Annotated in this window: 27 protein-coding genes and 1 pseudogene; 11 read left to right on the top strand and 17 right to left on the bottom strand. The window is 71.1% G+C overall.

The genetic code is table 11. The features are described from left to right. Nucleotides 1-345 precede the first annotated feature (345 nt). Nucleotides 346-1341, top strand: a complete 996-nt coding sequence (locus ACIQ7D_RS06340) for an NADase-type glycan-binding domain-containing protein (protein WP_403934167.1) — start codon at nt 346-348, stop codon at nt 1339-1341. Between the two features lie 93 nt (nt 1342-1434). On the opposite strand, the gene ACIQ7D_RS06335 is transcribed toward ACIQ7D_RS06340, so the two are convergent. Beyond that, on the bottom strand, nt 1435-2085 hold the full coding sequence (locus ACIQ7D_RS06335) for a DUF4157 domain-containing protein (protein ID WP_403934165.1): 651 nt from the start codon (nt 2083-2085) through the stop codon (nt 1435-1437). 144 nt (nt 2086-2229) lie between these two features. Further along, nucleotides 2230-2898, bottom strand: coding sequence for a lysophospholipid acyltransferase family protein (locus ACIQ7D_RS06330; RefSeq protein ID WP_403935019.1), 669 nt, complete (start codon nt 2896-2898; stop codon nt 2230-2232). A 200-nt stretch (nt 2899-3098) separates the two neighbouring features. Here ACIQ7D_RS06330 and ACIQ7D_RS06325 point away from each other — a divergent pair, with 200 nt between their 5' ends. From ACIQ7D_RS06325 to ACIQ7D_RS06315, 3 genes and pseudogenes are all read left to right on the top strand, one after another. After that, nucleotides 3099-3485: a VOC family protein gene (locus ACIQ7D_RS06325; protein WP_403934163.1), complete on the top strand. Its 387-nt coding sequence runs from the start codon at nt 3099-3101 to the stop codon at nt 3483-3485. 66 nt (nt 3486-3551) lie between these two features. Beyond that, nucleotides 3552-3665, top strand: a pseudogene (locus ACIQ7D_RS06320) (type II toxin-antitoxin system RelE/ParE family toxin); the annotation flags it as partial. Beyond that, complete coding sequence (locus ACIQ7D_RS06315) at nt 3662-3976, top strand: helix-turn-helix domain-containing protein (protein ID WP_403934161.1); 315 nt, start codon at nt 3662-3664, stop codon at nt 3974-3976. The pseudogene ACIQ7D_RS06320 and the gene ACIQ7D_RS06315, both read left to right, overlap by 4 nt. A 60-nt stretch (nt 3977-4036) precedes the next feature. On the opposite strand, the gene ACIQ7D_RS06310 is transcribed toward ACIQ7D_RS06315, so the two are convergent. Continuing rightward, nucleotides 4037-4393 carry a hypothetical protein gene (locus ACIQ7D_RS06310; protein ID WP_403934159.1) on the bottom strand — a complete coding sequence of 119 codons (357 nt, stop codon included), beginning with the start codon at nt 4391-4393 and terminating at the stop codon, nt 4037-4039. A gap of 74 nt (nt 4394-4467) precedes the next feature. Here ACIQ7D_RS06310 and ACIQ7D_RS06305 point away from each other — a divergent pair, with 74 nt between their 5' ends. Genes ACIQ7D_RS06305 through ACIQ7D_RS06295 form a run of 3 tightly spaced genes read left to right on the top strand, consistent with a single transcriptional unit; the run spans nt 4468 to nt 5449 of the window. Next, nucleotides 4468-4998, top strand: coding sequence for a DUF5753 domain-containing protein (locus ACIQ7D_RS06305; RefSeq protein ID WP_403934158.1), 531 nt, complete (start codon nt 4468-4470; stop codon nt 4996-4998). 20 nt (nt 4999-5018) lie between these two features. Next, nucleotides 5019-5222, top strand: a complete 204-nt coding sequence (locus ACIQ7D_RS06300) for a DUF397 domain-containing protein (RefSeq protein WP_403934156.1) — start codon at nt 5019-5021, stop codon at nt 5220-5222. Further along, a complete protein-coding gene (locus tag ACIQ7D_RS06295; RefSeq protein WP_403934154.1) occupies nt 5219-5449 on the top strand; it encodes a DUF397 domain-containing protein in 231 nt (76 codons plus the stop codon). The genes ACIQ7D_RS06300 and ACIQ7D_RS06295 overlap by 4 nt, the downstream gene beginning before the upstream one ends. Here ACIQ7D_RS06295 and ACIQ7D_RS06290 read toward each other — a convergent pair. Next, nucleotides 5422-6378: a CPBP family intramembrane glutamic endopeptidase gene (locus tag ACIQ7D_RS06290; RefSeq protein WP_403934152.1), complete on the bottom strand. Its 957-nt coding sequence runs from the start codon at nt 6376-6378 to the stop codon at nt 5422-5424. The two genes, ACIQ7D_RS06295 and ACIQ7D_RS06290, sit on opposite strands and share 28 nt — an antisense overlap. Before the next feature lie 215 nt (nt 6379-6593). Between ACIQ7D_RS06290 and ACIQ7D_RS06285 the strand changes: the two genes are divergently transcribed. Continuing rightward, nucleotides 6594-7109 (top strand): polyketide cyclase, encoded by a 516-nt coding sequence (locus ACIQ7D_RS06285; RefSeq protein ID WP_403934150.1) that lies wholly within the window; start codon nt 6594-6596, stop codon nt 7107-7109. Here the strand turns inward: ACIQ7D_RS06285 and ACIQ7D_RS06280 are convergent. The 4 genes from ACIQ7D_RS06280 to ACIQ7D_RS06265 form a co-directional block, all read right to left on the bottom strand. Continuing rightward, entirely contained in the window at nt 7102-7743 is a 642-nt protein-coding gene (locus ACIQ7D_RS06280) for a hypothetical protein (RefSeq protein WP_403934148.1), read from the bottom strand. The genes ACIQ7D_RS06285 and ACIQ7D_RS06280 overlap by 8 nt on opposite strands. Nucleotides 7744-7879: 136 nt before the next feature. Further along, the gene (locus ACIQ7D_RS06275) at nt 7880-8419 is read right to left on the bottom strand and encodes a hypothetical protein (protein WP_403934147.1); all 540 of its coding nucleotides are present in this window, start codon (nt 8417-8419) and stop codon (nt 7880-7882) included. 457 nt (nt 8420-8876) lie between these two features. Beyond that, nucleotides 8877-9905 carry a phosphoglycerate dehydrogenase gene (locus ACIQ7D_RS06270; RefSeq protein ID WP_403934146.1) on the bottom strand — a complete coding sequence of 343 codons (1029 nt, stop codon included), beginning with the start codon at nt 9903-9905 and terminating at the stop codon, nt 8877-8879. Nucleotides 9906-9987: 82 nt separating this feature from the next. After that, a complete protein-coding gene (locus ACIQ7D_RS06265; protein ID WP_403934144.1) occupies nt 9988-11463 on the bottom strand; it encodes an Nramp family divalent metal transporter in 1476 nt (491 codons plus the stop codon). Between the two features lie 170 nt (nt 11464-11633). Here ACIQ7D_RS06265 and ACIQ7D_RS06260 point away from each other — a divergent pair, with 170 nt between their 5' ends. Beyond that, entirely contained in the window at nt 11634-12476 is an 843-nt protein-coding gene (locus ACIQ7D_RS06260; RefSeq protein ID WP_403934142.1) for a DeoR/GlpR family DNA-binding transcription regulator, read from the top strand. 15 nt (nt 12477-12491) lie between these two features. Here ACIQ7D_RS06260 and ACIQ7D_RS06255 read toward each other — a convergent pair whose 3' ends face one another. The 6 genes from ACIQ7D_RS06255 to ACIQ7D_RS06230 form a co-directional block, all read right to left on the bottom strand. After that, on the bottom strand, nt 12492-13544 hold the full coding sequence (locus ACIQ7D_RS06255) for a peptidoglycan DD-metalloendopeptidase family protein (protein ID WP_403934140.1): 1053 nt from the start codon (nt 13542-13544) through the stop codon (nt 12492-12494). Nucleotides 13545-13633: 89 nt separating this feature from the next. Then, nucleotides 13634-14998: an AbfB domain-containing protein gene (locus ACIQ7D_RS06250; protein WP_403934138.1), complete on the bottom strand. Its 1365-nt coding sequence runs from the start codon at nt 14996-14998 to the stop codon at nt 13634-13636. Nucleotides 14999-15443: 445 nt separating this feature from the next. Continuing rightward, nucleotides 15444-18533 (bottom strand): SpoIIE family protein phosphatase, encoded by a 3090-nt coding sequence (locus ACIQ7D_RS06245; RefSeq protein ID WP_403934136.1) that lies wholly within the window; start codon nt 18531-18533, stop codon nt 15444-15446. 138 nt (nt 18534-18671) lie between these two features. Continuing rightward, nucleotides 18672-19526 (bottom strand): helix-turn-helix domain-containing protein, encoded by an 855-nt coding sequence (locus ACIQ7D_RS06240; protein WP_403934135.1) that lies wholly within the window; start codon nt 19524-19526, stop codon nt 18672-18674. 27 nt (nt 19527-19553) lie between these two features. Then, nucleotides 19554-20081, bottom strand: coding sequence for a DUF6879 family protein (locus tag ACIQ7D_RS06235; protein WP_403934133.1), 528 nt, complete (start codon nt 20079-20081; stop codon nt 19554-19556). Further along, nucleotides 20056-20313 (bottom strand): hypothetical protein, encoded by a 258-nt coding sequence (locus tag ACIQ7D_RS06230; RefSeq protein ID WP_403934132.1) that lies wholly within the window; start codon nt 20311-20313, stop codon nt 20056-20058. The genes ACIQ7D_RS06235 and ACIQ7D_RS06230 overlap by 26 nt, the downstream gene beginning before the upstream one ends. A gap of 503 nt (nt 20314-20816) precedes the next feature. Here ACIQ7D_RS06230 and ACIQ7D_RS06225 point away from each other — a divergent pair. Continuing rightward, nucleotides 20817-21281 (top strand): hypothetical protein, encoded by a 465-nt coding sequence (locus tag ACIQ7D_RS06225; RefSeq protein WP_403934130.1) that lies wholly within the window; start codon nt 20817-20819, stop codon nt 21279-21281. On the opposite strand, the gene ACIQ7D_RS06220 is transcribed toward ACIQ7D_RS06225, so the two are convergent. The 3 genes from ACIQ7D_RS06220 to ACIQ7D_RS06210 are packed head-to-tail and all read right to left on the bottom strand — an operon-like array spanning nt 21266 to nt 22870. Then, the gene (locus tag ACIQ7D_RS06220; RefSeq protein ID WP_403934128.1) at nt 21266-21787 is read right to left on the bottom strand and encodes a DUF6879 family protein; all 522 of its coding nucleotides are present in this window, start codon (nt 21785-21787) and stop codon (nt 21266-21268) included. The genes ACIQ7D_RS06225 and ACIQ7D_RS06220 overlap by 16 nt on opposite strands. Beyond that, nucleotides 21784-21996, bottom strand: a complete 213-nt coding sequence (locus tag ACIQ7D_RS06215; RefSeq protein ID WP_403934126.1) for a DUF397 domain-containing protein — start codon at nt 21994-21996, stop codon at nt 21784-21786. The genes ACIQ7D_RS06220 and ACIQ7D_RS06215 overlap by 4 nt, the downstream gene beginning before the upstream one ends. Next, nucleotides 21983-22870: a helix-turn-helix domain-containing protein gene (locus tag ACIQ7D_RS06210; RefSeq protein ID WP_403935016.1), complete on the bottom strand. Its 888-nt coding sequence runs from the start codon at nt 22868-22870 to the stop codon at nt 21983-21985. Before ACIQ7D_RS06210 ends, ACIQ7D_RS06215 begins: the two co-directional genes overlap by 14 nt. A 628-nt stretch (nt 22871-23498) precedes the next feature. Between ACIQ7D_RS06210 and ACIQ7D_RS06205 the strand changes: the two genes are divergently transcribed. After that, nucleotides 23499-23963, top strand: coding sequence for an ATP-binding protein (locus ACIQ7D_RS06205; RefSeq protein WP_403934124.1), 465 nt, complete (start codon nt 23499-23501; stop codon nt 23961-23963). Nucleotides 23964-24490: the final 527 nt, after the last annotated feature.

Raw genomic sequence — 24490 nt, 5'->3', positions numbered from 1 at the left:
CAGGAGCCCGCGAACACCGGGCAGAGGGCGGCCAATTGCGCGGAGTGCGGTACGCGTCCTGATCCGGGCGAGTCGTTCTGCGACGGCTGCGGGGCAGTCCTGAACTGGACGCCACAGCCGGCGACCGGACGGTCGGCGGCTGCTCCGGCGACGGGGGCAGCGGCGGACGCGGCGCCCGAACCCGCCCGCGCCGAGCCCGAGGAGCCACAGGACAGGACGCCTCGGAACCAGGCGCCGCAGGACGGGACGCCGGACGGCAGGACGCCGCAGGACCCGGCACCGGACGTCCGCTCGCCGGGCGCTCCGGCGCCGCGTGGGCACGTACCCGACATCACGGATCAGGACGTGGAGGAGACGGACACGACGCCCACGATCCCGACCCGCTCCCAGCAGCCGCCGTCGGCCACCCCGGCCCCGGCGGCGAGTTCGTCCTCCGCCGACGACGCGGCACGGGCGAGGGCCCTCCTCATACCCGTGGCCGACCCGAACGGGCCCACGGCCACGCCGGACGTGGCGCCGGTCCTGCCGGGCCTCCCCGCCGCCGCCCGCCCCCGCGTCAACGCCCCCAACGCGGAACCGGCCGACGAGACCGGCCCCCCGTGCCCCTGGTGCTCCACCGGCAACCGGCCCGACCGCCACTTCTGCCGCCGCTGCGCCATGTCCCTCACGGACCGCACCGACGTCGCCGACGCGCCCCGCCCCTGGTGGCGCCGTATGTGGTGGGGGGCCGGCGAGCGCCCGGCCCCGTGGGCCGGCGACCGCCCCGGGCTGCGGCGCGGAATCGGCCAGATCTTCCGCTGGATCGCCGGCGCGCTCGCGCTGGGACTCCTGGTGTTCGGGTTGTTCAACATCGATACGGCGTGGAACGCCACCCGCGACCACTTCGCCAAGCGCGCCCAGGTCAGCCCGGACTCCATGGCGGCGTCGCGCTCCTTCAAGGACCACGATCCGCAGAAGGCCTTCGACAAGATCAGCAACTCGTGGTGGGGCCCCGGTATCTCGGGCACCGCCGAGGACGAGTGGATCGAGGCCCGCTTCTCGGAGCCCACCCGTCTGCTGGACCTGATGATCACCTCGGGCATCTCCGCACGGTCGACCGACCTGACGGAGGCCGCGCTGCCGCACCGGATCGACGCGGTGGTCACGAAGGCCGACGGCACGAAGTTCACCCGTCATATCGTCCTGGACCAGATGAGCGGCGCCCAGCGCCGTAAGTTCCGCGTGGGCGAGGTGACCAACGTCCGCTTCATCATCCGCTCGGCGTACGGGGTCAGCGACGACAAGCAGGTCTCGATCGCGGAGATCGAGTTCTTCCGCCGCTCGTCGTCGAACGACGGCTGAGCCGACGGCGTACGCACAGGCCCCCCGCACCGGCGATCCGGTACGGGGGGCCTGTGCGCTGGTACGGCGCGGGCCGGGCGCCGCCTGCAAGGGCTACTCTTCCTCCCACTGGCCGGGCATCGACAGGTCGGGATCCGCACCCTGAGCGACCCGGCGGCCGTTGTCGGCCGACTGGAGCTCGAAGGGGTCACCCGGGTCGGAGACCTTGTTGCCCGACCCGTCGTCGCTGCCCGCCACCTCGCCCTGCGTCTGCTGCCGCACATGGTCGAGTTCGTGGAACATCGTCTCGTCGTCCACCGTCGGCGACCCGAGCACGATGTGGTTCTCGATGGTCATGGCACGGGCGCCGAATTCGGCGCTGGCCCGCTGGGCGATCTCGTCGTTGTGCACCCGCACGTTTCTGAACGGCATGTTGTACGCCTTCTCGGCCCTGCTCTGGATGCGCGGACTCAGACTCAGCCCGCCGGATCCGGTCACCTCGGCCAGCGACACCCGCCGCTGCACCGTGGCCTGTTCCGCCGCGGGGTCCACCCGCCGCTGGGCCGTCTGGTCCGCGTGGGAGCAGCCGGAGCTGTGCTCGTGCCGCTCTTCCTCGATCGCCCTGGACACCGCCGCGTTCCCCGCCGAGCGCTGGAGGGCGAGCAGTCCCGCCGCCGGGCCCGCGAGCGACGACCGCTGGGCGACCCGCCCGGTCTCCGGCCGGTGGCTCCCACCCCGGTCGTTCCCCTGGTCCTGAACGCGCATGGACGATCCTTTCAGCGACGGACACGTGGCATCCCACCACGGTGCGGGACCGGACGCGGGCGGCGTAAGGGACTTGGGGGCAGCACCAGGGGCAGAGGTGCGGCCCGCGCCGCGTGGCTCCGGCCGGCGCAGCCCATCCCGTCCCTACCCGGCAAGGGGTACCTGGCCGCCCAGCCGCTCCACCGCCGTGCGCCACGCGTCGGTCACCGCCCGGCGGGCCTGTTCGGCGGCGGCGACCGGGTCCCCGGTCAGCGTGACCGGCGCCCCGACGTGCACATGGAGCGCGGGCCGCCGTACGGGCGCGGTCAGCACCCCGGCGAGCTGCTTCCCCGCGTTCCCCGAACTGACCCGCCGCGCCCCGGCCTGCCCGAGCGGCACGACCGGCGCCCCGCTCCCACCCGCGAGCCGGGCGATCCCCAGCCGGAACCGCTCGGGCGCCGCCTCCCCGGAACCGTCCCGCTTCGGCAGCCCGCCCTCCCCGTAGATCAGCACGACCCGCCCGTCCCGAAGGGCCGCCCGCGCCCCGGTCAGCGCGTCCCCGGCCCGGGGATCCCGCCGGTACACCGGTACGTACCCCTCCCGTACGAGCGCCGCCCCGAGCCCGGGTATCCGCCACAACCCGGCGGCGGCCAGCACCACGGGCTCAACTCCCAGCCGCCGCAGGGCCGCCAGCACCAGGGCGGGGTCGAAGAGGCTGGTGTGATTGGCCGCGACGATGCTCCCGGGCGCGGGCCCGCACCCGTCCCCGGCGGCGGTCGTGACGGTGAGCGGGCCGAAGACGGGCACGAGGCGGTGGGCGATGCTGCTGAGCACGTACGGGTCCTCCGGATCGGCGGTGGGGTCGGGCAACCAGGCCGATGGTCTCGCGCAGAGCCCGTACGCGCGTGAGTAGCCGTACTCATCACCCGGCCCGCGCGTCCCGCGCGAACCCGCCGCCCGCGCCGGTTCCGGCCCACGACAATGTCCCCGAACGCCCTGACGACCCAGCCCGCTTCAACCGGAGAGAGCACCCCATGAAGATCCACCTCACCAGCGTCTTCGTCGACGACCAGGACAAGGCCCTGCGCTTCTACACCGACGTGCTGGGCTTCGTGAAGAAGCACGACGTCCCGATGGGCGAGGCCCGGTGGCTGACCGTGGTCTCACCGGAGAACCCCGAAGGCACCGAACTGCTGCTGGAGCCCTCCGGGCACCCCGCGGTGCGCCCGTACAGGACGGCACTGGTCAACGACGGCATCCCGGCCGCCTCCTTCGCCGTGGACGACGTACAAGCGGAATACACCCGGCTGCGCGAACTCGGCGTGCACTTCACCCAGGAGCCCCTGGAAATGGGCCCGGTGACCGTCGCGGTCCTGGACGACACCTGCGGCAACCTCATCCAGATCGCGCACGGCGGGTGAGTGGGAACCCCTGATACGCCTGCACAGTGCCGGTCACAGCCTGAACAGCGCGGCCGCCCGATTGGTGCTCCCGGTCGCCGTATCGTGCTCCTGACAGTGTTCCGCAAGGCGAGGATGCGCGAGACGGCAGAAGTGGAACGCGCGCAGGCCGCCCAAACCGCAAAGGAGGAACTGCGATGAACCACGCCGAGTGGAAGACCCGCCGCCACCGCAAGCTCCAGGGCGAAGTGGCCGAGGACAACCCCGAGTACGATCGCCTCTACGAAGAGGCCGAACTGGCCCATGACCTCGGCCAGATGGTCTATGACCGGCGCGTCGCTCTCGGTCTGTCCCAGAACGAACTCGCCGAACGCTGCGGCATGAAGCAACCCCAGATCTCCCGCATCGAAGGCGGCGGCACCGTGCCCACCATCCCCCTTCTCCGACGCCTGGCCCGTTCCCTCGACGCCGACCTGACGATCAACCTCGCCCCTCACGGCAACGCCGCCTGATCGAACGGAGACGTTCGTGTACCGGTAGTCCCGTCACGCGGGACTACCGATACGCGAAGGTCACTGGTCCGGGGCACGGTTCGGCGGGGTGCCGAAGATCTGCCGGAAGAGGGCCGGCTCGTCCAGGGCTCGCAGCTCGGCCCGAAGCAACTCGGCTCGCACGGCGTCGAGTTCCGCGCGCATCGCCTCGCGGTGACGCCACAGGGCGATGCGACGCCGCAGGAGTTCCCGCTCCGACGCCCCGTACACCGGATCCGCGTACAGCGCCCGCGCCTCACGCCACAGGCTCCCGCGCCGCCGGCTGAAGAACCGCACGGGCCCGCTGAACTGCCCCCGCAGCCCCCACCACAGCGCGCCGGCCTCCCACGTGGCCCGCAGCCACGCCCGTACGGCGCCCGCGCCCGGTACGGGCGTCACCGCGCACCCGGGAGGCGAGGAAGAAGGGCTGGTGGCAGCTCTACAGCGACATTCCGCACTCGACCTACATCGGGTTGGAGGCGGAGGCCGAGTCCATCCTGACCTACGAGAACGTGATCCCCGGGCTGTTCCAGACTCGTCGGTACGCCGAGGAGATCAATCTGGGTACGGTGCCGGGGCTGTCGGACGAGGTTCAGGAGCAGCGCGTTGACGTAAGGATGCAGCGTCAGCAAGTGCTGGCGGGGAACAGCCCACTTGAAGTTCGCGCCGTGCTCGACGAGTCGGCGCTGCGCCGGATGGTCGGTGGGGTGGACGTGATGCGTGAACAGTTGGAGAGGCTGCTGGAAGTTGCGGAGCTGCCCAACGTCATCCTCCAGGTGATCCCCTTCTCCTGCGGCGCTCACCCTGGGACAATGGTGGGACCGTTTATTGTCTTGCGGTTCCCGCATCCGGAAGACCCCGACGTGGTGTACACCGAGGGCAACACCGATTCGTATCCCGCAGATATCCAGCGGTACGAGGTGCTGTTCGACTACGTCCGAGCCAACGCTATGAGTGTCGCGGACTCGTTGGCGATGATCCGGAGCATGGTGAACGAGCTGTGAGTTACGAAGGAGGCAAGGGCATGGACCTTGCCCACGCCCACTGGCGCAAGTCCCGCTGGAGCCAGGGTGACGGTGCGTGCGTCGAGGTGGCCGACGGCTTCCCCGGGGTCGTTCCCGTCAGGGACTCCAAGGCCCCGGACGGCCCGGCGCTCGTCTTTCCGCTGACCGCGTTCGGGTCGTTCGTGGCGGCCCTTTGCCGGGGCGATCTCGGATACCGCGCATGAGCGCCGGCTCGAAGTTCGTTACCGCCCACTGGGTCAAGTCTTCTTACAGCGACGCCAGCGGCGGACAGTGCGTCGAGTTCTCTCGCGGTTTCGCCCCCGCCCTGGCGGGCGGCATCGTCCCCGTACGGGACAGCAAGGCCCCCGAAGGGGCCCCGCTCGTCTTCCCGGCCGAGGTCTTCGCCTCGTTCGTCGGTGCCGTTCAGGCAGGCACCTTCGGCAGCCGCTGATCAGGAAGAGTCGGCGCCACGGGCTTGGGCTGGTAGCCCAGGCGGCCTCGGGTGGTGATGAGCAGGATGACGGCCACCACGCTTGAGGCGATCAGCGAGATGCGGCTGGCTCCGGCGTGGTCGAAGTCGATCGTCGGGAACATGTCGGACGCCGCCAGGGAGGCGAAGCTGTTGATGCCTACGTGGAGCAGGAGTGCCATGGGCATGCTCTCGCCCGTCCGGTTGAACACCCAGGTGATCACCAGGCTGATGGTCGTCGCGGCCAGCACGAACTCGGCGATGCCGAGCGCGCTGATGTGCGGGTAGCCGCCCCACTCGCTGAAGAACAGCGGCAGGTGCCACACGCCCCACAGCGGACCCAGGATCAGCGTGCCCACCAGCGGTCCGAACCGGTCCTGGAGGCGCGGGAGGGCGAAGTCCCGCCAGCCGGGCTCCTCCGAGAGGCCTGTCGTGACGATCTGGATGAGCAGCATGGGGAGGTACGCGGCCACCACCGTCGCCGAGGGGAACCGGATGTCGCCGCCGGACAGGGGGAGCGTGGCGAGGATGAGGGCCGCGGGTACGCCCAGGATGATCCCCGCGTACCAGCGCCAGCTCACCCGCCACTTCGTGAGCCGGCCGACCCACTGCCTGATCCCTTCCCGGCCCTCCGTGGCCACGGTGACGAGGAACGCCGCCGTGATCGGGCCCAGGTAGGCGCCGGGCAGGACGCCCAGGAACTGGGTGGTGCCGAGGAGCGCCGGGAAGCGGAAGTCCAGGACGCCGAGTCCCGTCTCCGAGAGGATGTACGGGGTCCAGGCGAGCCAGCTCAGCAGCATCGCCCCGGCGAAGAACCAGAGCATGGGGTGGCGCCTGATCGCGCCCCGGATCCCGGTGTCGGGGATGGCGGGCGGGGGTGTGGTGACGCGTGGGCGCTCGTGAAGGGACACGGTGCTCCTCCGGTGCGAAGGTCGGTTTTCGGTGTGATCAGCACACCAAAAGCCGGGTAGGGAGGTCACTCCCGCTCACTGCCGAACGAGGGTGGAGTCCGCTCCACCCCGGACCGATGAGTTCCGCCGCTCCGCGTCGTCTGTATCTCGGGAACGTCCTCCTCCCGCGCCCGGGGGGAGGCCCGAAACGAGAGGGGGCCGGGAGCGTGCACACCATGCCCGAGGAGAACGTGAGCGCCACCCTGACCGTCGCCGCGCCCACCGCGACGGTGTTCGCGGTGCTGGCGGACCCGACGACCCATGCCGCGATCGACGGCACCGGCTGGGTCCGGGAGGCCGCCGACCGGGCACCGCTGACCGAGGTGGGGCAGGTCTTCCGGATGGACATGTACCACCCCGGCCATCCGAACGGTCGTTACCAGGTGGCCAACCAGGTGCGGTGGCTCGATCCGCCGCGCGCCATCGGCTGGCTGACGGGACAGGAGAAGGACGACGGGCGCCTGGAGTTCGGCGGCTGGACCTGGCGTTACGATCTCGCGCGGCTCGGTCCGGCCGAGACCGGGGTCACGCTGACCTACGACTGGTCGGCGGTCCCGCCGTCCGTCCGGGAGTACATCCGGTTCCCGCCGTTCGGCCCCGAGCACCTCACCAACTCGCTGCACCACCTGGCGGAGCTCACCGTACCGACGTCCGGGGGCCGGACGCCCGCCGGGCCTGACGGCGTCAGATGAAGAGGAACGCCGCCGCCGTCGAGGCGCCCAGGGCCGTACCCGCGAGCGTCTGCGCGACCGTGTGGTATGTGAGGGCCACGCGGGACCAGCAGACCGCCGCCACCAGCGTGTACGCCACCAGCCACCACGGGGAGTGCGCCGCCGCGAGCAGGGCCACGACGCCGGAGGCCACCGCCGCGTCCACCGAGATCTTCCACACCGTGTTGACGGCCAGAAGCCCCACCGTCATGACCCAGAGGGCGAGCATCGTCGCCAGGATGCCGGTCGGCGCGCCGCCCAGGAGCATCACGGCCGCCCCGGTGCCGATCGAGCCCAGGATGACCAGGAAGATCGGCGCGCGCTGGGTGCGGTCGGCGACGTGACGGTCGCCCCACGCGCCGCGCTTGACGCGCCATTGGATGTAGCCGGCGGGTATGAGCCCGGCGCACAGCGCCGCCAGCAGCCCCCAGGGGATACCGGTCCAGTCGCCCGCCGTCGCCAGGCCGATGCCGGGGCCGGCGGCCAGGATGAGATTGCGGGGCTGAAGTACGTTCGTGACCGTGCGGGCCCACCGCGTCCTCGTGGCGGAGCCGGCGGGAGCCGTGTGGCCCGCGGGAGTCGCGTGCGTCGGGTCAGGGGTGGTGTCGGAGGTCATGCCGGTTGCTCCATGGACGCGGGCACGCGCCGCGGCTCCACCGGCGCGGCCGGACCGGCGGCCGGGGCCGCCTCGATACAGTATGCGGCGGCCCGTGGGCCGGCCCGCTCCGGGGTACGGGGGTCCGCCGCGCCCGCTACCGCTCCGGCCCCGGCTCCCGCCGCGCCGCCCCCGTGTCCTCCAGGAGGGAGAGCGCGAACGCCAGCAGTCCGGGCGGGAGTCCGCCGTCCTCCGGGCCCGGCGCGCCCGGCCCGCTGATCTCTCCCGTACGCCGTCGGGCGAGGAACCGCAGGCCCGCGACGACCTCGTCCACGATCTCGGACTCCTCCTTGAAGAACCGCCAGTCGACCCCGAAGCCGAGCCCGAGCGCCCGGAGGATGTCCTCCGAGGGGTGGGTGACCTTTCCGGCCAGGATGTTGGAGAAGTAGCTGTGGGAGAGGGAGCCGCCGCGCTCCTTGACGAGATCGGAGAAGAACCGGCCGGAGATCCGCCGCCCCGGGAAGGTCGTCTCCACCATGTACTCGACCTTCTGCCGCAACGTCCGTACGTCAGGGGCCGTACCGTCCTGCTGCCCGGCGGCCCGCCGCTCGGCGAGCGCGGGGCCGGTCGAGCGCTGCTCGGGGACCACCGGGTCGGCGGGGTGCTGTTCCGGGGCCCGCTCCTCGTCGCCGTCCATTCAGCCGGCCTCCCCCACGTCCACGTCCACGCCCACCTACGGCTCGGGTCAACGGGGTCGTACTGTAACCGACCCTGACCTGGTGAGGTACCGCCGACGGCGAGAAGTGGAACGTCTTGATCCACGGTCAGATCCGGGCTTGCGCACACCATCCACGGCGCTGTTGACTCGAAAAACATGGGCAGGGGACCGCGCGGGGAGCCCCCTGTCCGTGAGGCCGTCCCGGGCGCGCAACGGCCCCGGTCGCCTGGGGCGTTCCGGGGCCGTAGAGCTTTGGGCAGAGGTGTAGCCCTTCGCGACGGGGGATGCACGAAGGGCTACGCAGCCCATTATGACACCTTGTCAGAGCGTTCGACAGCCGACCGGCCAAAGAGTGTCCGTTTTCCCAGCTCAGCGGCATCGCATCGATTTTGGACGCGCCCTGGACGCGCCCTGGGCGGGCTCTCGGCCGCCGCCGTCAGACCACCGCGTTCAGAGGAGCCTCCCCGCGCAGCACGCGCACCACATCGGTGGCGACGGCGGTGCCCATCGCCCGGTTGGCCTGGTCGCTGAACGCCGCGCAGTGCGGGGTCAGTACGACGCCGGGCGCGTCCAGGAGCCGGTTGCCGACCGGGGGTTCGCTGCTGAAGACGTCGATGCCGGCCCCGCCGAGGTGCCCGCTGTGCAGCAGATCGGCGAGGGCGTCCTCGTCCACCAGACCGCCGCGCGCCGTGTTGAGCACCAGTGCGCCGGGGCGCAGCGCCGTCAGCTCCCGGCGCCCGAGCAGCGGGCGGTCCGACATCAGCGGCATGTGCAGCGTGACGGCATCGCTGGCGGCGAGGAGTTCGTCGAACGGTACGGAGCGGACCCCGGCCGCCGCGAACACCTCGGCGGGCAGGTGCGGGTCGTACGCGACGACGTCCATGTCGAAGCCGTGGGCGCGGCGGGCGACGGCCTGGCCGATCCGTCCGAAGCCGATGACGCCGAGCGTACGGCCGCCCAGCTCCGGGCCGAAGAAGCGGTCCCAGCGGCCCCCGGTGACCGCCGCGTGCGCCGGGACGATCTTCCGCGCGGCGGCGAGCAGCAGCGCGAAGGTCAGATCGGCGACGGCGCCGGTGTTGGTGCCGGGCGCGTTGACCACGCGTACGCCCCGCTCCCGTGCGGCGTCGAGGTCGATGTTGTCCGTGCCGACGCCGTGCTTGGCGACGACCCTGAGCCGGGGCGCGGCGGCCAGCACGGCCTCCGTCACCGTGTCGAGGCCGACGACCAGGGCCGCCATGTCCCGTATTTCGTCAGTGAGTTGGGCCTCGCCGAGGGGGTGTGTGGAGGCGCTGCGGCGAGCGGCGGCGCCGGCGGCTTCGAAGACCTCCCAGGGGGCGCGGGAAGTCTGGCCGAAACTCGGCGTCGTCACGAGGACGTCGCCGAGGGGCCCGGGGTGCCCGAGGGGCCCGGGGTGCGCGGTGGCGCCTTCCGGCTCGCGGCCCGCGTGCGGCTCTTCCGTACTCATCGCGTACTCATTCCCTGTTCTCCGTAGTTCCGCTGCGGCTCTTCCATCGGTCCGGCCGTCAACTCGTCCGCTCGTCCACCGGTCAGCCGACTCCCAGTCCGAAGACCTCCAGCACCGAGTAGACGCCCAGGACGCCGATGGCCGTACTGCTCGCCACGAGGGCCGCGTTGAGGCCCTTGCTCCGCTTGAAGCGTGCGTCCACGTCGGCCGCCCGCAGGTGCCACACCGCGATCACCACCGCGAGCAGGAAGATCCCTCCCGCGATCCCGCCGATCTGGACCATCAGCACCGGTGACTGGATGAACAGGTAGAAGGAGGCCCACAGCGGCGGCAGCGCCACGGTGAGGATACGGATCGTGCGCCTGCGCGCCCGTACGTCGGTCCAGTCCACCACGCCGAGCAGGCCCAGGGTGTTCGTCCACAGCCTGGGGACGCTCGCGGTGGAGCCGACGAGGGTCGAGAAGAGTACGGCGATGGCGCCCGCGAGGAAGAGGTAGTGGGCCCAGGGGCCGAGGGTGTCGGTGTAGATGCGCGAGAGGGTGGTGATCATCTCGTTGCCCTGCGGGACCAGGCCCTGCGGGTGCAGCACGGCCGCGCCGATGACGTAGAAGGAGAGCGTGCACAGGGTGCACACGCCCCAGGAGACGAGCGCGTCGATCCGCATCACCCTGATCCACCCCTCGGCGCGCCGGGCGCGTTCCTCGGTGCCGTCGTCGGGGCCGGTCCAGCGCGCGTACCCCTTCTCCAGGCACCAGTAGGTGTACGTGGTCATCTCGTCGGCGCCGACCCCGGTGATGCCGAACATGGCGATCGCGAAACCGACCGTCCCGGCCGGGATGGCGAAGGTCAGACCGGAGGCCAACTCGGCGCCACCGTACGAGAAGTCGGTCCAGGGCAGGCCGAGCGCGAGGCCCACGGTGACGAGGGTGAAGACGACGACCGTGACGAAGGCGGTCTTCTCGACGGAGCTGTAGCGGCCCGAGTACATCAGGGCGACCACGACCGCGACGATGATCACGGTCCAGACGGTCAGCGAGGTGGTGGAGAGGGCGGCGCCGCCGATGGGCAGAAGGATGCTGCACGCCGCCGCGGTGCCGCCGATCAGCCCGCCGCGCTGGAGCATCTTGGCGAAGTCCATCAGGATCCACAGCACGTTGATCCAGCCGACCCCGGCGCCCGGCCGGCCGCGTCCGCCGAACCTGGGCCCGACCTGCGCGTAACCGGAGAGCGCGGTACGGCCGGTGAGGATGGTCCAGCGGGCCAGTTCGATCTGCACCCAGACCTTGACCAGGGCGCTGATGACGACCAGCCACAGCAGGACGAAGCCCGCCTTCGCGCCGAGCGCGGTGGTGGTGATCAGCTCGCCGGAGCCGACCACGGCCGCGGAGAGCACCATGCCGGGGCCAAGACGCCTGACCGTGCCGCGGAATCCGGTGGGCGGATCCAGCGCGTCCGAGGGATGCAGCGCGTACGGATCCTCGGGCGCGGCCGAAGCCGCCGGCGCCGCCGCTTTCGTTTTCGCCGCTGCCGGTGTCGCCGGCGTGCTCCGTGTCGTCATGCTTCTCCCGCCTCAGCGCCCGCCGTTGGGCGCGACCCGCCACCATTCCATTTGCGTGTTGCGTGCAGAACGCTGACATGGCTGCGCGTTACGCGCAAGAGTCTGTACGGTGTCTTCTGTGCGGCGGGGATAACCTGTCCGGTGACCCGGGTGACCAGAGGATGGCGACGATGGATCCGCAGAACGCCCCGCAGGGCCCGCACGACGACGCCGGCCCCGGCCTTCCCGACCCGGCACCCGGCCCCGAGCGGCTGCGCGCTGCGGACCGCCGCGAACTGATCCTGCGGATGGTCGCCGCCGACGGCACCGTAGCGGTGGAGGAGTTGGCCCGTACCCTCGCGGTCACCCCGTCCACGATCCGCCGCGATCTGGCCCAGCTCACGGAGCAGGGCAAACTGGCCCGTACCTACGGCGGGGCCATCACCCCCGGTCATACGCCGGAGCCCTCCCTCGACCAGCGCTCGGGGCTCGCGGTCGCGGAGAAGGACCGGATCGCACGCTGGGCCGCTGCGCGGATCGCGCACGGCGATACGGTCATCCTCGACGCGGGCACGACGACCGGCCGGCTCGCCCACCATCTGCGCGGGCGGAGCGAACTCACCGTCATCACCAACGGGTTGACCACCCTGGTCGAACTGGCGGAGGCGGACGGCGTCGAGGTCATCACCCTCGCCGGCACCCTCCGCCATGTCAGCCACGGCTTCGTCGGCCCCCTCGCCGAACTCGCCCTGTCCCGGCTCACGGCCGACAAGGTCTTCCTCGGCGCGGACGGTCTGGACGCGAAGCTCGGGATCTGTGAGGCGAGCCTCCAGCAGACCTCGCTGAAGGAGCTGATGGCCGCGCGCGGGGCGGAGCTGTACGTCCTGGCGGACAGCAGCAAGTTCGGCCAGCGCCCGTTCACGGCCTGGGCGCCCCTGGACCGGGCCTGGACCCTCGTCACCGACACCGGTGCGACAGAGGAACAGCTCGCGCCGTTCCGGCAGTTGGAGCACGTCACCGTCGTCACGGTCTGAGCCGGTTGGCGACGGCTAGCTGATCAGGCCCTTGTCGCGGAGGTAGGGGAGCGGCGAGATGTCCGAGCCGAAGTCCGGGCCCGTACGGATCTCGAAGTGGAGGTGCGGGCCGGTGACATTGCCCGTGGCGCCGGACAGGCCGATGACGGTGGAGCCCTGCACGCGCTGGCCGGCGCTGACCCGTATCTCGGAGAGATGGGCGTACTGGCTGTACGTGCCGTCGTCGTGGCGGATGACGATCTGGTTGCCGTAGTCGCCGCCCGGCCCCGCGGTCGCGATCACACCGGGACCGATCGCCTTGACCTCGGTGCCCGTCGGCACGATGAAGTCGATGCCGGTGTGCAGACCGGTGGACCAGGAGGAGCCCTGCTGGTGGTACGGGGCGCCCGCCGGGCCCGTGACGGGCAGGGTCCAGCTCCCGGGCAGCGAACCCCCGGCCGGGACGATCATGTAGGCGGCGGACTTCACGACGCCCTTGACGTACTCGTACGTCGCCCCGTCCGCCCAACTGGCGCGCGGCACACCGCGGTACGTCTCCACGGTGTCCCACCCCGCGTGGTACGCGGCCAGGGCCACCTCGATCGGCTTGCCGCGGTACTCCGGGTGTTCCTTCGCCTTCGCGAGGAGCTTGCACATCGCCCGGCCCTGCGACGGTATGGCGTCCGCCGGGTCCCAGACGTCCGCCGTGCCGTCCTCGTTGGCGTCGTACCCCTCGGCCTCCCAGTCGGCGGGCCGGAACTGGGCGATGCCCTGGGCCGGGGGGCGGTCCCCGGACTCGACCGACTGGGCGCGCGCCTGGAAGTTGCTGCCCTGCTTGAGCTGCGCCGCCAGCACGGTGGCCGGCAGCTTCTGGTCGCAGTCGGCCGCCGCGTCCAGGATGAGCTGCCCGTACTCGGGAGGCACACCGCCGTCACCGGGCTTCAGCTCGGTCGACATCGGAGCGGGCGCGCCGAGGTCGGCCTCCTCGCCGTCGTTGACCGACGAGATCAGCAGAAAGCCGAGTCCGACGGCGACGGGGGTCATCACCAGCCCGGCCATCACCGGGACGACCCAACGCGCGTTCCCCACCGGTTCCCCCAGTTCGGGTGTTCGAAGTCCCGACGGCGCACGACCCTATGCCATCGGCCCGCCGACGACGGCGGCGGGCCGGGCGGCGGTCAGCCGGCGACCATACGGAAGGCCGTGTCGGCCCAGTAGAGGCGGCTGTTCTCGTACGGGTCCAGAAAGAGCTGGAAGTTACGGTGGCGCACGAAGCGGCCCCGGTAGTTGACGGACTCCAGCATGATCGTGCCGTTGCCGAGGGCGCGCGGGCAGAAGGTGGCGTCCTTGCGGAAGGTGCTGCCGCCGTCGTCGGTGTCGGCACGCAGCCGGAACTGCGCGTGGCGCAGATAGCGGCCCTTGCCCAGGGTGAAGGAGTAGCAGGTGGAGTCGGCGAGGCCCGCCGTCACGGTGAAGGCCGCGGCGCCGCGGCTGACGGCGTCGAGGTAGCCGCCGCCGTTGTCGCGTATGTGCCAGTAGCGGTCCGGGTAGTTGACGGCCTGCATGGCGGCCTTGCGGGTGGGCGCGGTGGTGGGTCTGCCGACCGAGCCGCCTTCGCCGCCTCCGCCGCCCGCGCCGCCGTTCCCCTTCCCGTTCCCGTCGGGGGCGCCGCCCGGGCCCGGCCCTGGGGCGTCCGTGGTACCCGTACCCGACCCGGATCCCGCGCCGTCCTTCCCGTCCTCGTCGGGGCCGTCCGGGGACGGGGCGGGCGCCTCGCTGCTCGCGGCGCGCGGGGGTTGGCCGTTCGCGGCCTCCTCGTGCCCCGCCTCCGAGGCGGCGGACTCGCCCTCGGACAGGGAGCCCGCGGAGTCGCCGCCGTCGCCCGGGTTGCCCTCCGGGCGCTCGGGGAAGCCGCGCAGCCCGGGGGCGCTCGCACCGGTGATCGGCGCCGCGGCCTCCCCGGCCTGCCGGTCCGGCTCACCGGCGACGACGACGAGCGTGGCACCACAGGCGAGCGCGGCCACCCCGGCCAGCACCGTGAACCACAGGGAGCGCGTGCGCGGCTCGGGCTCCTCGTACGGCAACGGCCCGCCCGCCGGCCCGGCCGCCCGGGGACCGGGCGGGGGACCCGGCGGAGGTACGGGCAGCAGCGCCGAGGGCCCGACCGAACTCCCGGGCCGGCTGAGGCCGATGGGCGGCCCCTCGGGAGGGAGCCGGCCGGGGAGGCCCTTGAGCCGGCCGGGGTTGGTGCCGGAGAGGCGCCCGGCGGCGCCGGGGCCCCCGGCACCTTCGGCGAAGAGTTCGAGATCCGAGGGATCGGGCCCGGCGGGCGACCCGGCCGCTCCCATGACCGCGAGTTCCTTGCCCCGGGCGGGTGGCTGCGCGGCGTGGGGCGGCTGTTCGGTGGGGGGAGCTTGCTCGGTGTGGGGCGGTCGCTCCGGCGCGGGAAGGCCGCCCCGGGGCACCGGAACGGCGTTCGGCGGGCCTTCGGGAGGTGCCTGGTCGGTGGGCCGAGTGGGGTCGGCGCCGCTCATCTCTGACATGCGCAGGTTGCCTCCAGCGTCGCCCGCGGGGACGGGTGTACGCGGATCCGTGATCGCGATCTGGGGGATCGGTGATCGGTCGGCACAAGAGGAAGGGGGCGTCGCGGGGGACGCGGGTGGCCGAACGGGGCCATGGGCGGGGTGCGTTGAGTGTGGAGACTGTGATGCTGGTGGTGTGACAAGTGGAAGAGTAGTGGACCAAGTGAGCTTTGCGTAAAGGCTGTCGGCGCCGGATTCGACCCCGTAAACGAGGCGGGGACAGTTTGGCGTGATACCTGGCCCCGCACTGGTGCGCGCTCTCTCCGCGCCGTCCGCCTCTTCGCCGCGTCCGGCCTCGGACGGAGATGGTGACACCGACGGGACGGGCGCGCCCCGCGATCACTCGGATATGGCGGAATTCGTACGCTCCCGAACGCGCCCCGACGCCCGCCGATGCCTGCCCCGGTCACACGCGATGCGGCGGCGCGCTGAACCCCCCGAAGTCTTCGAGGCTCTCGGGATCCCCAGGGCCGCCCGACCCCCCGAGGTCGCCCAGCCCATCCAGTCCATCCAGACCGTCCACCCCATCCACCTCGTCCACCCCATCCACCTCGTCCAGCCCGTCCAGCCCACGGAGCCCATCCAGGCCCCCCAAGTCCTCCAGGCCACCAAGGCCCCCCAAGCCCCCCAAGCCCCCCAGTCCATCCAGATCCCCGGGCCCCGGGTGGTCTCCCTCCGCGCCCGGGAGCGCCTGCTCCGTCCAGATGCACTTGCCCGTGGCCGTGTACCGCGTCCCCCACCGCTGCGAGAGAGCGGTGATGAGCTGGAGCCCCCGTCCGCCCTCGTCCGTCGCCGAGGCGCGCCGTATCCGGGGCGTGGTCAGACTGCCGTCACCGACCTCGCAGACCAGTTCCGCGCTGCGCAGCAGCCGGAGCCGTACCGGCCCCTTGGCATGCCGTACGACATTGCCCACCAATTCGCTGACCAGCAGCTCCGTGGTCGTCGCCAGTTCGTCCAGGCCCCAGGCCGCGAGCTGTTCCCGGACGTGTTTGCGGGCCTCCCCCGCCGCCTGCGGGTGCGAGGGGAGCGGCCAGGAGGCCATGTGGTCGGTGGCGAGCGCGTGGACGCGGGCGACCAGGAGCGCCGCGTCGTCGGAGGTGGGCTGGTCGGCGGGGAGGAGCCCGGCCGTGAGGGTGTCGCAGAGCTGGTCCAGATCGGCGGTGGGGGAGGTGTCGGCGGTACGGAGCAGTTCGGCGAGGGTGGCCATGCCCTCGTCGATCTCGCGGCCCGACGACTCGATCAGGCCATCCGTGTAGAGGACGAGCAGCCCCTCCTCGGGGATCGTCAGCTCGGCCGTCTCGAACGGCGGTTCCGCCGCGCCGAGCGGCGGGGCGAGGGCCAGTTCGGGGAAGTGGACGGTGCCGTCGGGGTGGACCACGGCGGGCGGCGGGTGCCCGGCGCGGGCGAAGGAGCAGATCCGGGTGGTCGAGTCGTACAGCGCGAACAGGCAGGTGACGAACGAGTCCTCGCCGAGAGTGCCGACGATCTCGTTGAGATGGCTCATGATCTCGTCGGGCGGCATCTCCAGGGCGGCCAGGGTGTGGACGGCCGTACGGACCCGCCCCATGGTGGCCGCCTCCGGCAGCCCGTGGCCCATCACATCGCCGATGACCAGCGCGACCTGCCCGGCGGAGAGCGGGATGATGTCGTACCAGTCGCCGCCCACGTCCATGCCCTGCCCGGCGGGCAGATAGCGCGCGGCGGCCGTGCACGCGGGCAGGTCGGGGAGGGTACGGGGGAGCAGTCCGCGCTGGAGCTCCTGCGACCGGGTGTGCTCGGCGTCGTACAGCCGGGCCCGTTCCAGCGCGTGCGCGACGAGGGCGCTGATCGCGATGAGCAGCGTACGGTCCTCGTCGGGCAGGCGGTGCGCCCGGTCGAAGGCGAGCACGCAGACGCCGAAGGTGTGTCCCGAGGCGATCAGCGGCAGGAACGCCCAGGCCCGTTTGGCGGCCTCGGACGGGCGGTGCCGCATGTCCGGGTAGCGGGCCACGAACTCGTCGGCGGAGGAGATGAACAGCGGCTTCCCGTTCAGGATCGACTCCCAGATGGGGCCGCCCCGTACCGGCGTGGAGCGGACGATCACATCGACGAAGTCCAGCGGATAGCCGACCGACCCGATGCACGACAGCCGGTCGCCGCCGGCCTCCACGGCGAGCACGATCAGCCCGCTCGCGCCGAACGGCCGCAGCACCCGCCGCGCCACGGCGTCCACCACGTCCCGCGAGGTCGTCGCCCCGGCGAGGGCGGTCGTCAGCTCCGCGATCCGGGCGGCCCGCTCGGCGGCGGCCCGCTCGGTGGCGTCCTGCTCGGCCTGATGGCGGCGGCGTTCCGTGACATCGGTGAAGTAGAGCGTGACGCCGTCGGGCACGGGGACGAGCCGCAGGTGGTAGCTGCGGTCGTTCTCGGGCGTCCGTACGTCGAAACCGGCGGGCCGGCCCACCGCGGCGGCCTCCCGGCAGCGGGACTCCAGGCCCGGCACATCGCGTAGCGAGGGCAGCTCCCACAGCGGGTGCCCGAACAGCTCCTCCTCGGAGGAGCCGAGGGCCTGCTCCGCCGCCAGGTTGACGAAGGTGATCCGCCAGTCGTCGTCCACGGCGAGGAAACCGTCGCTCATATGGCGCAGGGCGCGGCTGAGGGCGTCGCGGGCTGAGGGCGACTCGTTGCTGTCCCAGGCGCGGCCGACCATCCGCACCGGCTCGCCCCGCTCGTCCAGTACGGTCCTGCCGCGCGCCTGCGTCCAGCCGTAACCGCCGTCAGGGCGCCGGACCCGGTACTCGGCCTCGAATACGGTCCCGTTGCGGATCGCCCGCTCGGCGGCGGCGAGGGTCCAGGCCAGGTCGTCGGGGTGGACGACCTTCATCCAGCTCTCGATGCGGGGAACGAAGTCGGCAGGGTCGGTGCCGTAGATGACCATGGCGGCGTCGTCCCAGGCCAGCTCGCCGGTGTGGATGTTCCAGTCCCAGGTGCCGACCTGGACGGCCTTCAGCGCCTGCCGCAGCCGCGGCCCGCTCATCTCCTCGCCGGGCGGCCGGGCCCGCGCGGGCGGCGGCGCCTGGCCCATCCGCTCCTCGGCCCAGGCGACGACCGCCCGCAGGAACTCCCACTGCGCCTCGGTCGGCCTCCCCTGGTCCCCCATGACAAGGGTGAGCGCGCCGACCGTACGGTCTCCACCCGACACCGGCACCGCCGCGAGCCCGGCCCCTGGCCACCCGTCCCCGCCCCCACCGGGCACCCACACCCCGGCGCCCCCGCCCTGCCGCACGGCGAGCGCGGGCGCGGTCGGCCCTTCCTGGTCGATGATCTCCCAGGGCCGCACCAGATGCGGGGGCAGCCCGGTCGAGGACACGAGCCGCAGCGCGGACATCGGCCCACGCAGATGCACGGTCCCGCCCAAGCCGTCCAGCTCGGCCACCGAGTGCTGGAGGGCGAGCCGGAAGATCTCGCTCTCCGTGACGCCTTGGTCCACGGTGGCCAGCAGATCCAGCCGCGCTTTCATTACTTAAGGCTACATGTTATGTATGTGTGATTCATCACTTATTGCACCCATTGGTGTGCGGAACGGGGTCACGGGCCCTTGCCCCGCGGGTACGACAGCCGGGCACGGCCTCCGGCTGCGGCCGGCCGACTGCGGCGCCTACCCCAGGGCCTCGATGGCCCGCACGACGAGCGCCCGCGCGGCCGGCCCGTACACGGCCATGCCGCGCAGTTCCTCGAACGCCTTGAGGTACAGGGCGATCTCACCGGGCTGGGTGATCCGAATGCGCGCGGAAGCCAACTCGACCGATACGAGCGTGTCGTCGTACACGTGAAAGGTTTCGCGCGGCCATTGCTTCTGCCGGTCCGCCGCTGCGGGGATGATGCCGAGCGACACAGAAGGCAGCGCGCCGGCCGTCAGCAGATAGCCGAGTTGCGCGGCCATCGCGTCGGTGTCACCGATCCGGTAGTGCAGCACGGCCTCCTCCACGACCAGGACAAACCGGTGTCCTGGTTCGTGGACGATCCGGGAGCGCTCGACCCGGGCGCGTGCCGCTTCCGCGCTGTCATCGACCGGAAGTTCCCGGAAGGCGGCATCGAAACCCAGCACCGTCGCCGCGTAGCCCTCGGTCTGCAACAGGCCCGGCACGAGGGTGGAGGAGTACACGCGGAACAACCGGGTGTCCCGGAAGAGCCGCACCGACCGGTTCTGTAGCTGCTCCAGACCGCCCCGCATCCGGTCGCGCCACTCGACGTACAGAGACTCGGCGTTGAGGGACTGGACGATCAAGCCCTCCACCTGATCGTCCGCCCGGCAGGCGCGACACCACAGACGGATGTCCTTGGCGGAGGGAGCGGTACGGGCGTTCTCGATGCGGGAGGTCTTCGAGTGGTGCCAGGCGCACCGCTGGGCCAAATCGGCAATGGTCAGCCCCGCCTCTTTGCGCAGATCGCGCAACTGCCTGGCGACAGCCTCGCGTGCGGCCTGCGCGGACGAGGACGGAGATATGGGCATGGGCTGGACCTCGGCAGATGCTTGCCGCTACCGGATCTCGTACGCCTCATGCGGTACGGCGCGCGCCCATACCGCCTCGAAGGCTTCGGTACACAGCTTCACAGCCGCCGGGTCGTCGGAATCCTGTGGACCGCCGGAGCCACCGTCACCGGTGAAATGGTTCCAGCGGATGAGCCGGTCGTCGAAGAGCCAGAAGTCGTTGCCCGGCAGAGCGATGTCCGAGGCACGCCTGCGCGGCAGCCATCGCACCTGTTCTCCCGCAGCGACGTTGGTGAAGGTGCCGGAGTGCTCGAAGCGAATGTACGCGCTCACGGGTTCGGACACGATGCGGGCCCGGCGTACGACGACACCTCGCGACACCGTCTCCTGGATGAGGTCGTGCCACGGCCGCCACCAGGACGCTCGGTTCGCCGGGTCGTGACGGAAGCCGCCCTTCCAGTCGGCGAATGCGGTCTTCTCGCTCTCCACGGCGTAGTTGTCGCGCATTTCCAGGTGGACCGCGGAGCGGACGCAGGACGCGATCAGTGCATCAAACGGCGTCGCGCTCGATCGCATCGCACGCCTCCCTGATCATGTGCACCATCCGAGCCGGAATCCGGACCACGGCCTCGTGATCCGGGACGCCCTTCGCATGCCCGGGAACTTCCGTGGCGGCACATTCCGCGGTGAGTTCCTGGCCCGGCTTCCGCCCCTGGAAGATGAGCTCCCGGTTCGCGTGGTCCACCCAGATCGTGGCGCTCTCCTCGCTACCGGTGTTCGGGTCGATCCCGATGAACAGTAAGGGCACGTCAACCTCCGTCTGGTTGTGCGGTGATGTGCGACGCCTCGATCGGCGCCGGGCCACAGCCTAGGGCCGCCCAGTGGCCGTTGCCCAACGATGACGGGTATCACCGCACATATCTGCACATCGGTGGACCACGCCCATACCCGGCTCCTACGGTCTGGCCCACGCGCGGCACCCGGCCTGCCCCATGCCCCGGCCGGCTACGCCTCCGTAGCCCCGGCTTCGGTCGCCCATTCCCTGGCAGGAGTGCGGCCGAAGCGGGTTGGCGCGCCACCCCTCCCGAAGAAGGGATCGGCCACATGTCCAGAAGTCACGCACCGCGGCGCCTGGTTGTCCAGGGGGACCCGGACAACACCGATATCGAGGACGGCGACGGAGGCGGGTCGAACCCGTCCTCCGGGTGCGGCGACAGCCTGAGCGCATAGGCACGTACGGGCGAGGCGGCTCCGTGCCGGGGGCATCCCGGACGGAGCCGCACGTTCACTCGATGGAGCGGGGAGAGAGCATTGGCGCGCGTCGTGGCGGGCGAGGGCAGAGTGACCGTACTGCCGCTGCTGCATACATGGCCGGACGGGTACGGCGTCGTCGCGTACACGACCACCGGGCACTACGGGAGCACAGCGGTGGTCGGGTACGTACCCGTGCCGGGTGTGCCTGATCCGGTGCTGGCGGACGTGGCAGCGCGGCACGGGCCGACGCGGTTGTACGGGTCCGCGGACGGCGGTCGGTTCGCGGAGGCGTGCTGGTTGATCTGCGTCGGGTGGAGCGGGCGCAGCGTACCGAAGCCCGGAACCCTCGAACTGCGCTGCGCCGCCTGGTCGCTGGAGGTGGACAGCTCGACGGAGCTGGCCCGGACGATGTACGGGCACGACGCCCTATACACCGGCCGCTTCCTGCTGACCGCCCCAGACCTGATGGCCCGCGCCCGTGCCGTACTCCCCGGCGCGACCGTGGGTCAGCGGATCCCGTAGCGCGGGTGCGGGATCGCACGCTGCCACACGCTGTCGAAGGCGGTGGCGCACACCTCGACGGTAGCGGCATCGTCGGTGATCTCGTCCTCCACCAGGTCACCGTCGCCCGAGAAGTGATGCACCCGCAACAGTCGACCGTCGAACAGCCAGAAGTCGTTCCCGGCCAGCGCGAGATCGCTTGCCTGCCTTCGTGGCAACCATCGCACTTCCTCTCCGGCCGCCGTATTGGCGTGGGTGACGTAGTGCTCCCAACGGATGTACTCGGTCACCGGCTCGGAAACGACCCGCGCGCGGCGGACCGTCACGCCTCGGGCGACGGCATCGGCGATCTGCTGATGGAAGGGCAGCCACCATGACGACCGGTCCGACCAGTCGACCCGGCTCCCCTTCCGCCACTCCTCGAAGCGCGGGTTGCTGAAGTACGTGTCGCGCAGCTCCAGATGGACGGCTGACCGCTTGGCACCGGCCAGCAGCTCACGAAAGGGCGGCACGCTCGGCGGCGTCACATGCCTCCCCAACTGGGTCCCTGCTTCAGGTCTGCCACGAATGCGGACCACGGGGTAGTCGCGAAAAGGAGTATTGGCCCGCGCACTGCCTTGCTGTCCCGCACCGGGACAACATCGGTGCTGTCAAGTGCCGCTTCTACGCAGGCCGACTGTCCGTTGCTGTGGCTGGACTTGATCCACACCACCTCAGCCAGGTCAATCCCGTCCATAGCTCCCTACCATTTCGGAGATCAGGCGTCGTGAAGCCTCATCGTTGAGTGCGGTGCTCCAGATGCTCTCGAATACGTTGTTGTACTGGGCGACCTCATGGGGCTTGTCGAGGTAGAGGTCCCCCGTGTAGCCGTCCGCGTAAACGGTGGGTGGCTCGCTCTCACTGCCGTCCGAATTGAGTGGGAACCGCAGAATCCCGAACGGGCCGGACATGACACCCAAGTGGAGCCCGGCGCTGAACGGGACCACACGAATGGTCACGTTGGGTAACTCGCCGACGTCCAGCATGTGCTTGAGCTGCCCCGCCATCACTGAGTGACCGCCGACCGGGCGTCTCAGTACCGCTTCGCTGAGGCCGACGTTGAACGTGGCCGGCTCGGTTGTCCTGGTGAGCAATCCTTGTCTGGCGGTACGCAGGTGGACGCGCCGTTCGATCTCGTCGTCCGCTTCGTCAGGGTTGTGCGTACCCATGATGACCCGGGCGTAGTTCATGTCCTGAAGCAGGCCGGGCACCAACTCGTTCTCGTACCAGTCGATTGCCGATGCGGCCTCCTCCAATCCGATGAAGAGGTCGAAGCCTTCCGGGATCACATCCCCGTAGGCGTGCCACCAGCCCTTCGCCTTGGTCTCTTTGGCCAGTCCCATGAGGGCTTCCGTGAGGTCGTTCGGTGCGCCGTAGACCTTGCACATCGTTTCGACATCGTGGCTGCGCAGAGACGTCTGGCCCGTCTCGATGCGCCACATCTTCGCCTCGGACCACTCCAACTTCCGGGCGGCAGCGCGGACGGTCAGTCGGGCCCTGTTGCGGAGATCCCGTAGATACCGGCCGAGTTGGCGGCGCGGAACTGTTGATCCGCTTGATCCCTCCACCATGAGTAACTCCTTCTCAGCGCTCAGTCTGAAGTACTTCGTCACTCGAAATGCAAGCATCGGTGCGCCTATTCCGCAATGCAAGTCATTTGTTCGAACACTCGATGTGAGGAACCAGAAAATGAAGTCTTGCAGAATGACATCTGCGGTGCGCATGCTGGGTTTCCGCTCGACTCGGAACCGAGCTGAGCAGTCGTCTTCAGGGTGTGACGGCGCGCTGTGTCGGTCGTCGTACTGATCGGCGGACGCCTGAGGCAGTCCATCTGCGGATGGCGAAACGAGTACCCCCGCGACCAGGCGAGGTCCGGGGGCGTGGTCAACGCTTCGAAGGAGCGTCAACAATGAGCAAGTCTATCGGCCGCCTCCGTGGCCTGCTGTTGCGAGGCTTATTCCCGCACGTCGGGCGTGAAGGACCTTGGGCGGCACCCCAGATGTCATGGTCTGGCCAGGACACCGCAATGGCCGGTTCGGCCGTCGTCTTCGGCCTCGGGTGTCTCACCGAGCCCGGTGGTAGGCACCTCCCGTTGCCAAAGCCCTACCGCCGCGCCGAGTTCGAGCGCTGGCAGCGCGCCGAGCGGCGGTTGCGGCTCGGGCAGCTCCGGATCGGCGTTCAGGGCGGGAAGGTGGCCTGATGGTGCACGTCCAGGATCCGGACGGCCGTGCCGTGGTGCTGCGGTGGAATCGGCATCCGTCGTCCGTGGGGCCGGCGCGGCTGGAGTTGCGTAAGGCCCTGGCCGGTTGGGGGTTGAGCAGGCTGGAGGACTCGGCCCTGCTGATCCTGTCCGAGCTGCTGACCAACGCGGCGCGGCATGCCCGGGTTTCGCCGGGGCGGGAGATCGAGACCCGGTATCTCGCGGCGCCCGAAGGCCTGCGGATCGAGGTGCATGACGCCTCGTGCGTGCCGCCGCAGCCGAAGGCGCCCGATCCGGACGCGTGCGAGGGGCGGGGGCTCGTCATCGTGGAGGCGCTGGCCGATCAGTGGGGTGTCGGCGAGCGCGAGGGCGGGGTGGGCAAGGTCGTCTGGGCGACCCTGGCGTCGCCGCAGGCCGATTACGGTGGCGGTGGCGGTGGCGGTGGCGTTCCGCGCGGTCGCTGAAGTGGCCCCGGGGTTGTCGGCCGGGCCTGGGCAGCGGCCGGACGCGGCCCCGGGTCGTCCACACCGTGCGGAAGGCGGGCGACAGCACCGGGAAGCCGGAGGCGTTCGACCAGCCTGAACCGGGCGGTGCCGCTGACCGGGCCGGAGGACGGCGGCCGACGACGGTGACAGGGCATGCGGCACGCCCGGCCTCGGTGTGGGAGCCCGACTTCGGTGACAGGAAACCGCGCCTCGCGCAGTCGAGCGTCACGAGCTCGACGCGGGTTGGCCGCGTACGGCCTTGGCGTCGCCGCGTGATGCGAGGTCGAGGAGTACGCCTTCGCCGCGCAGCTCCCTGGCGACGGCCCCGGTACCGTCCGGCATCAGTTCGGCGCGCGCCGGGAGGGGCAGCCGCCCCAGTCGGCGGACGGCTCGTCGGGGCGCGAGGCGACGGGGGCGAACTGCTGATCGGCCCGGACGAGTTGTACGGGCGGGCCGCGCCCACCCGGCTTCTTCCCTGACTGGCGGGGACGGGGCCCGGAGGCCGC

The organism is Streptomyces sp. NPDC096310, assembly GCF_044763125.1.
In the GTDB taxonomy this organism is placed as follows: Bacteria; Actinomycetota; Actinomycetes; order Streptomycetales; family Streptomycetaceae; genus Streptomyces.
This window is presented reverse-complemented; position numbering and strand designations above follow the sequence as displayed.

Coding starts and splice junctions, on each gene's coding strand:
- ACIQ7D_RS06335 (WP_403934165.1), bottom strand. CDS start 2,085: ATGCGCGTTCAGGACCAGGGGAACGACCGGGGTGGGAGCCACCGGCCG.
- ACIQ7D_RS06325 (WP_403934163.1), top strand. CDS start 3,099: ATGAAGATCCACCTCACCAGCGTCTTCGTCGACGACCAGGACAAGGCC.
- ACIQ7D_RS06315 (WP_403934161.1), top strand. CDS start 3,662: ATGAACCACGCCGAGTGGAAGACCCGCCGCCACCGCAAGCTCCAGGGC.
- ACIQ7D_RS06300 (WP_403934156.1), top strand. CDS start 5,019: ATGGACCTTGCCCACGCCCACTGGCGCAAGTCCCGCTGGAGCCAGGGT.
- ACIQ7D_RS06295 (WP_403934154.1), top strand. CDS start 5,219: ATGAGCGCCGGCTCGAAGTTCGTTACCGCCCACTGGGTCAAGTCTTCT.
- ACIQ7D_RS06285 (WP_403934150.1), top strand. CDS start 6,594: ATGCCCGAGGAGAACGTGAGCGCCACCCTGACCGTCGCCGCGCCCACC.
- ACIQ7D_RS06280 (WP_403934148.1), bottom strand. CDS start 7,743: ATGACCTCCGACACCACCCCTGACCCGACGCACGCGACTCCCGCGGGC.
- ACIQ7D_RS06275 (WP_403934147.1), bottom strand. CDS start 8,419: ATGGACGGCGACGAGGAGCGGGCCCCGGAACAGCACCCCGCCGACCCG.
- ACIQ7D_RS06270 (WP_403934146.1), bottom strand. CDS start 9,905: ATGAGTACGGAAGAGCCGCACGCGGGCCGCGAGCCGGAAGGCGCCACC.
- ACIQ7D_RS06265 (WP_403934144.1), bottom strand. CDS start 11,463: ATGACGACACGGAGCACGCCGGCGACACCGGCAGCGGCGAAAACGAAA.
- ACIQ7D_RS06260 (WP_403934142.1), top strand. CDS start 11,634: ATGGATCCGCAGAACGCCCCGCAGGGCCCGCACGACGACGCCGGCCCC.
- ACIQ7D_RS06250 (WP_403934138.1), bottom strand. CDS start 14,998: ATGTCAGAGATGAGCGGCGCCGACCCCACTCGGCCCACCGACCAGGCA.
- ACIQ7D_RS06245 (WP_403934136.1), bottom strand. CDS start 18,533: ATGAAAGCGCGGCTGGATCTGCTGGCCACCGTGGACCAAGGCGTCACG.
- ACIQ7D_RS06240 (WP_403934135.1), bottom strand. CDS start 19,526: ATGCCCATATCTCCGTCCTCGTCCGCGCAGGCCGCACGCGAGGCTGTC.
- ACIQ7D_RS06235 (WP_403934133.1), bottom strand. CDS start 20,081: ATGCGATCGAGCGCGACGCCGTTTGATGCACTGATCGCGTCCTGCGTC.
- ACIQ7D_RS06215 (WP_403934126.1), bottom strand. CDS start 21,996: ATGGACGGGATTGACCTGGCTGAGGTGGTGTGGATCAAGTCCAGCCAC.
- ACIQ7D_RS06210 (WP_403935016.1), bottom strand. CDS start 22,870: ATGGTGGAGGGATCAAGCGGATCAACAGTTCCGCGCCGCCAACTCGGC.
- ACIQ7D_RS06205 (WP_403934124.1), top strand. CDS start 23,499: ATGGTGCACGTCCAGGATCCGGACGGCCGTGCCGTGGTGCTGCGGTGG.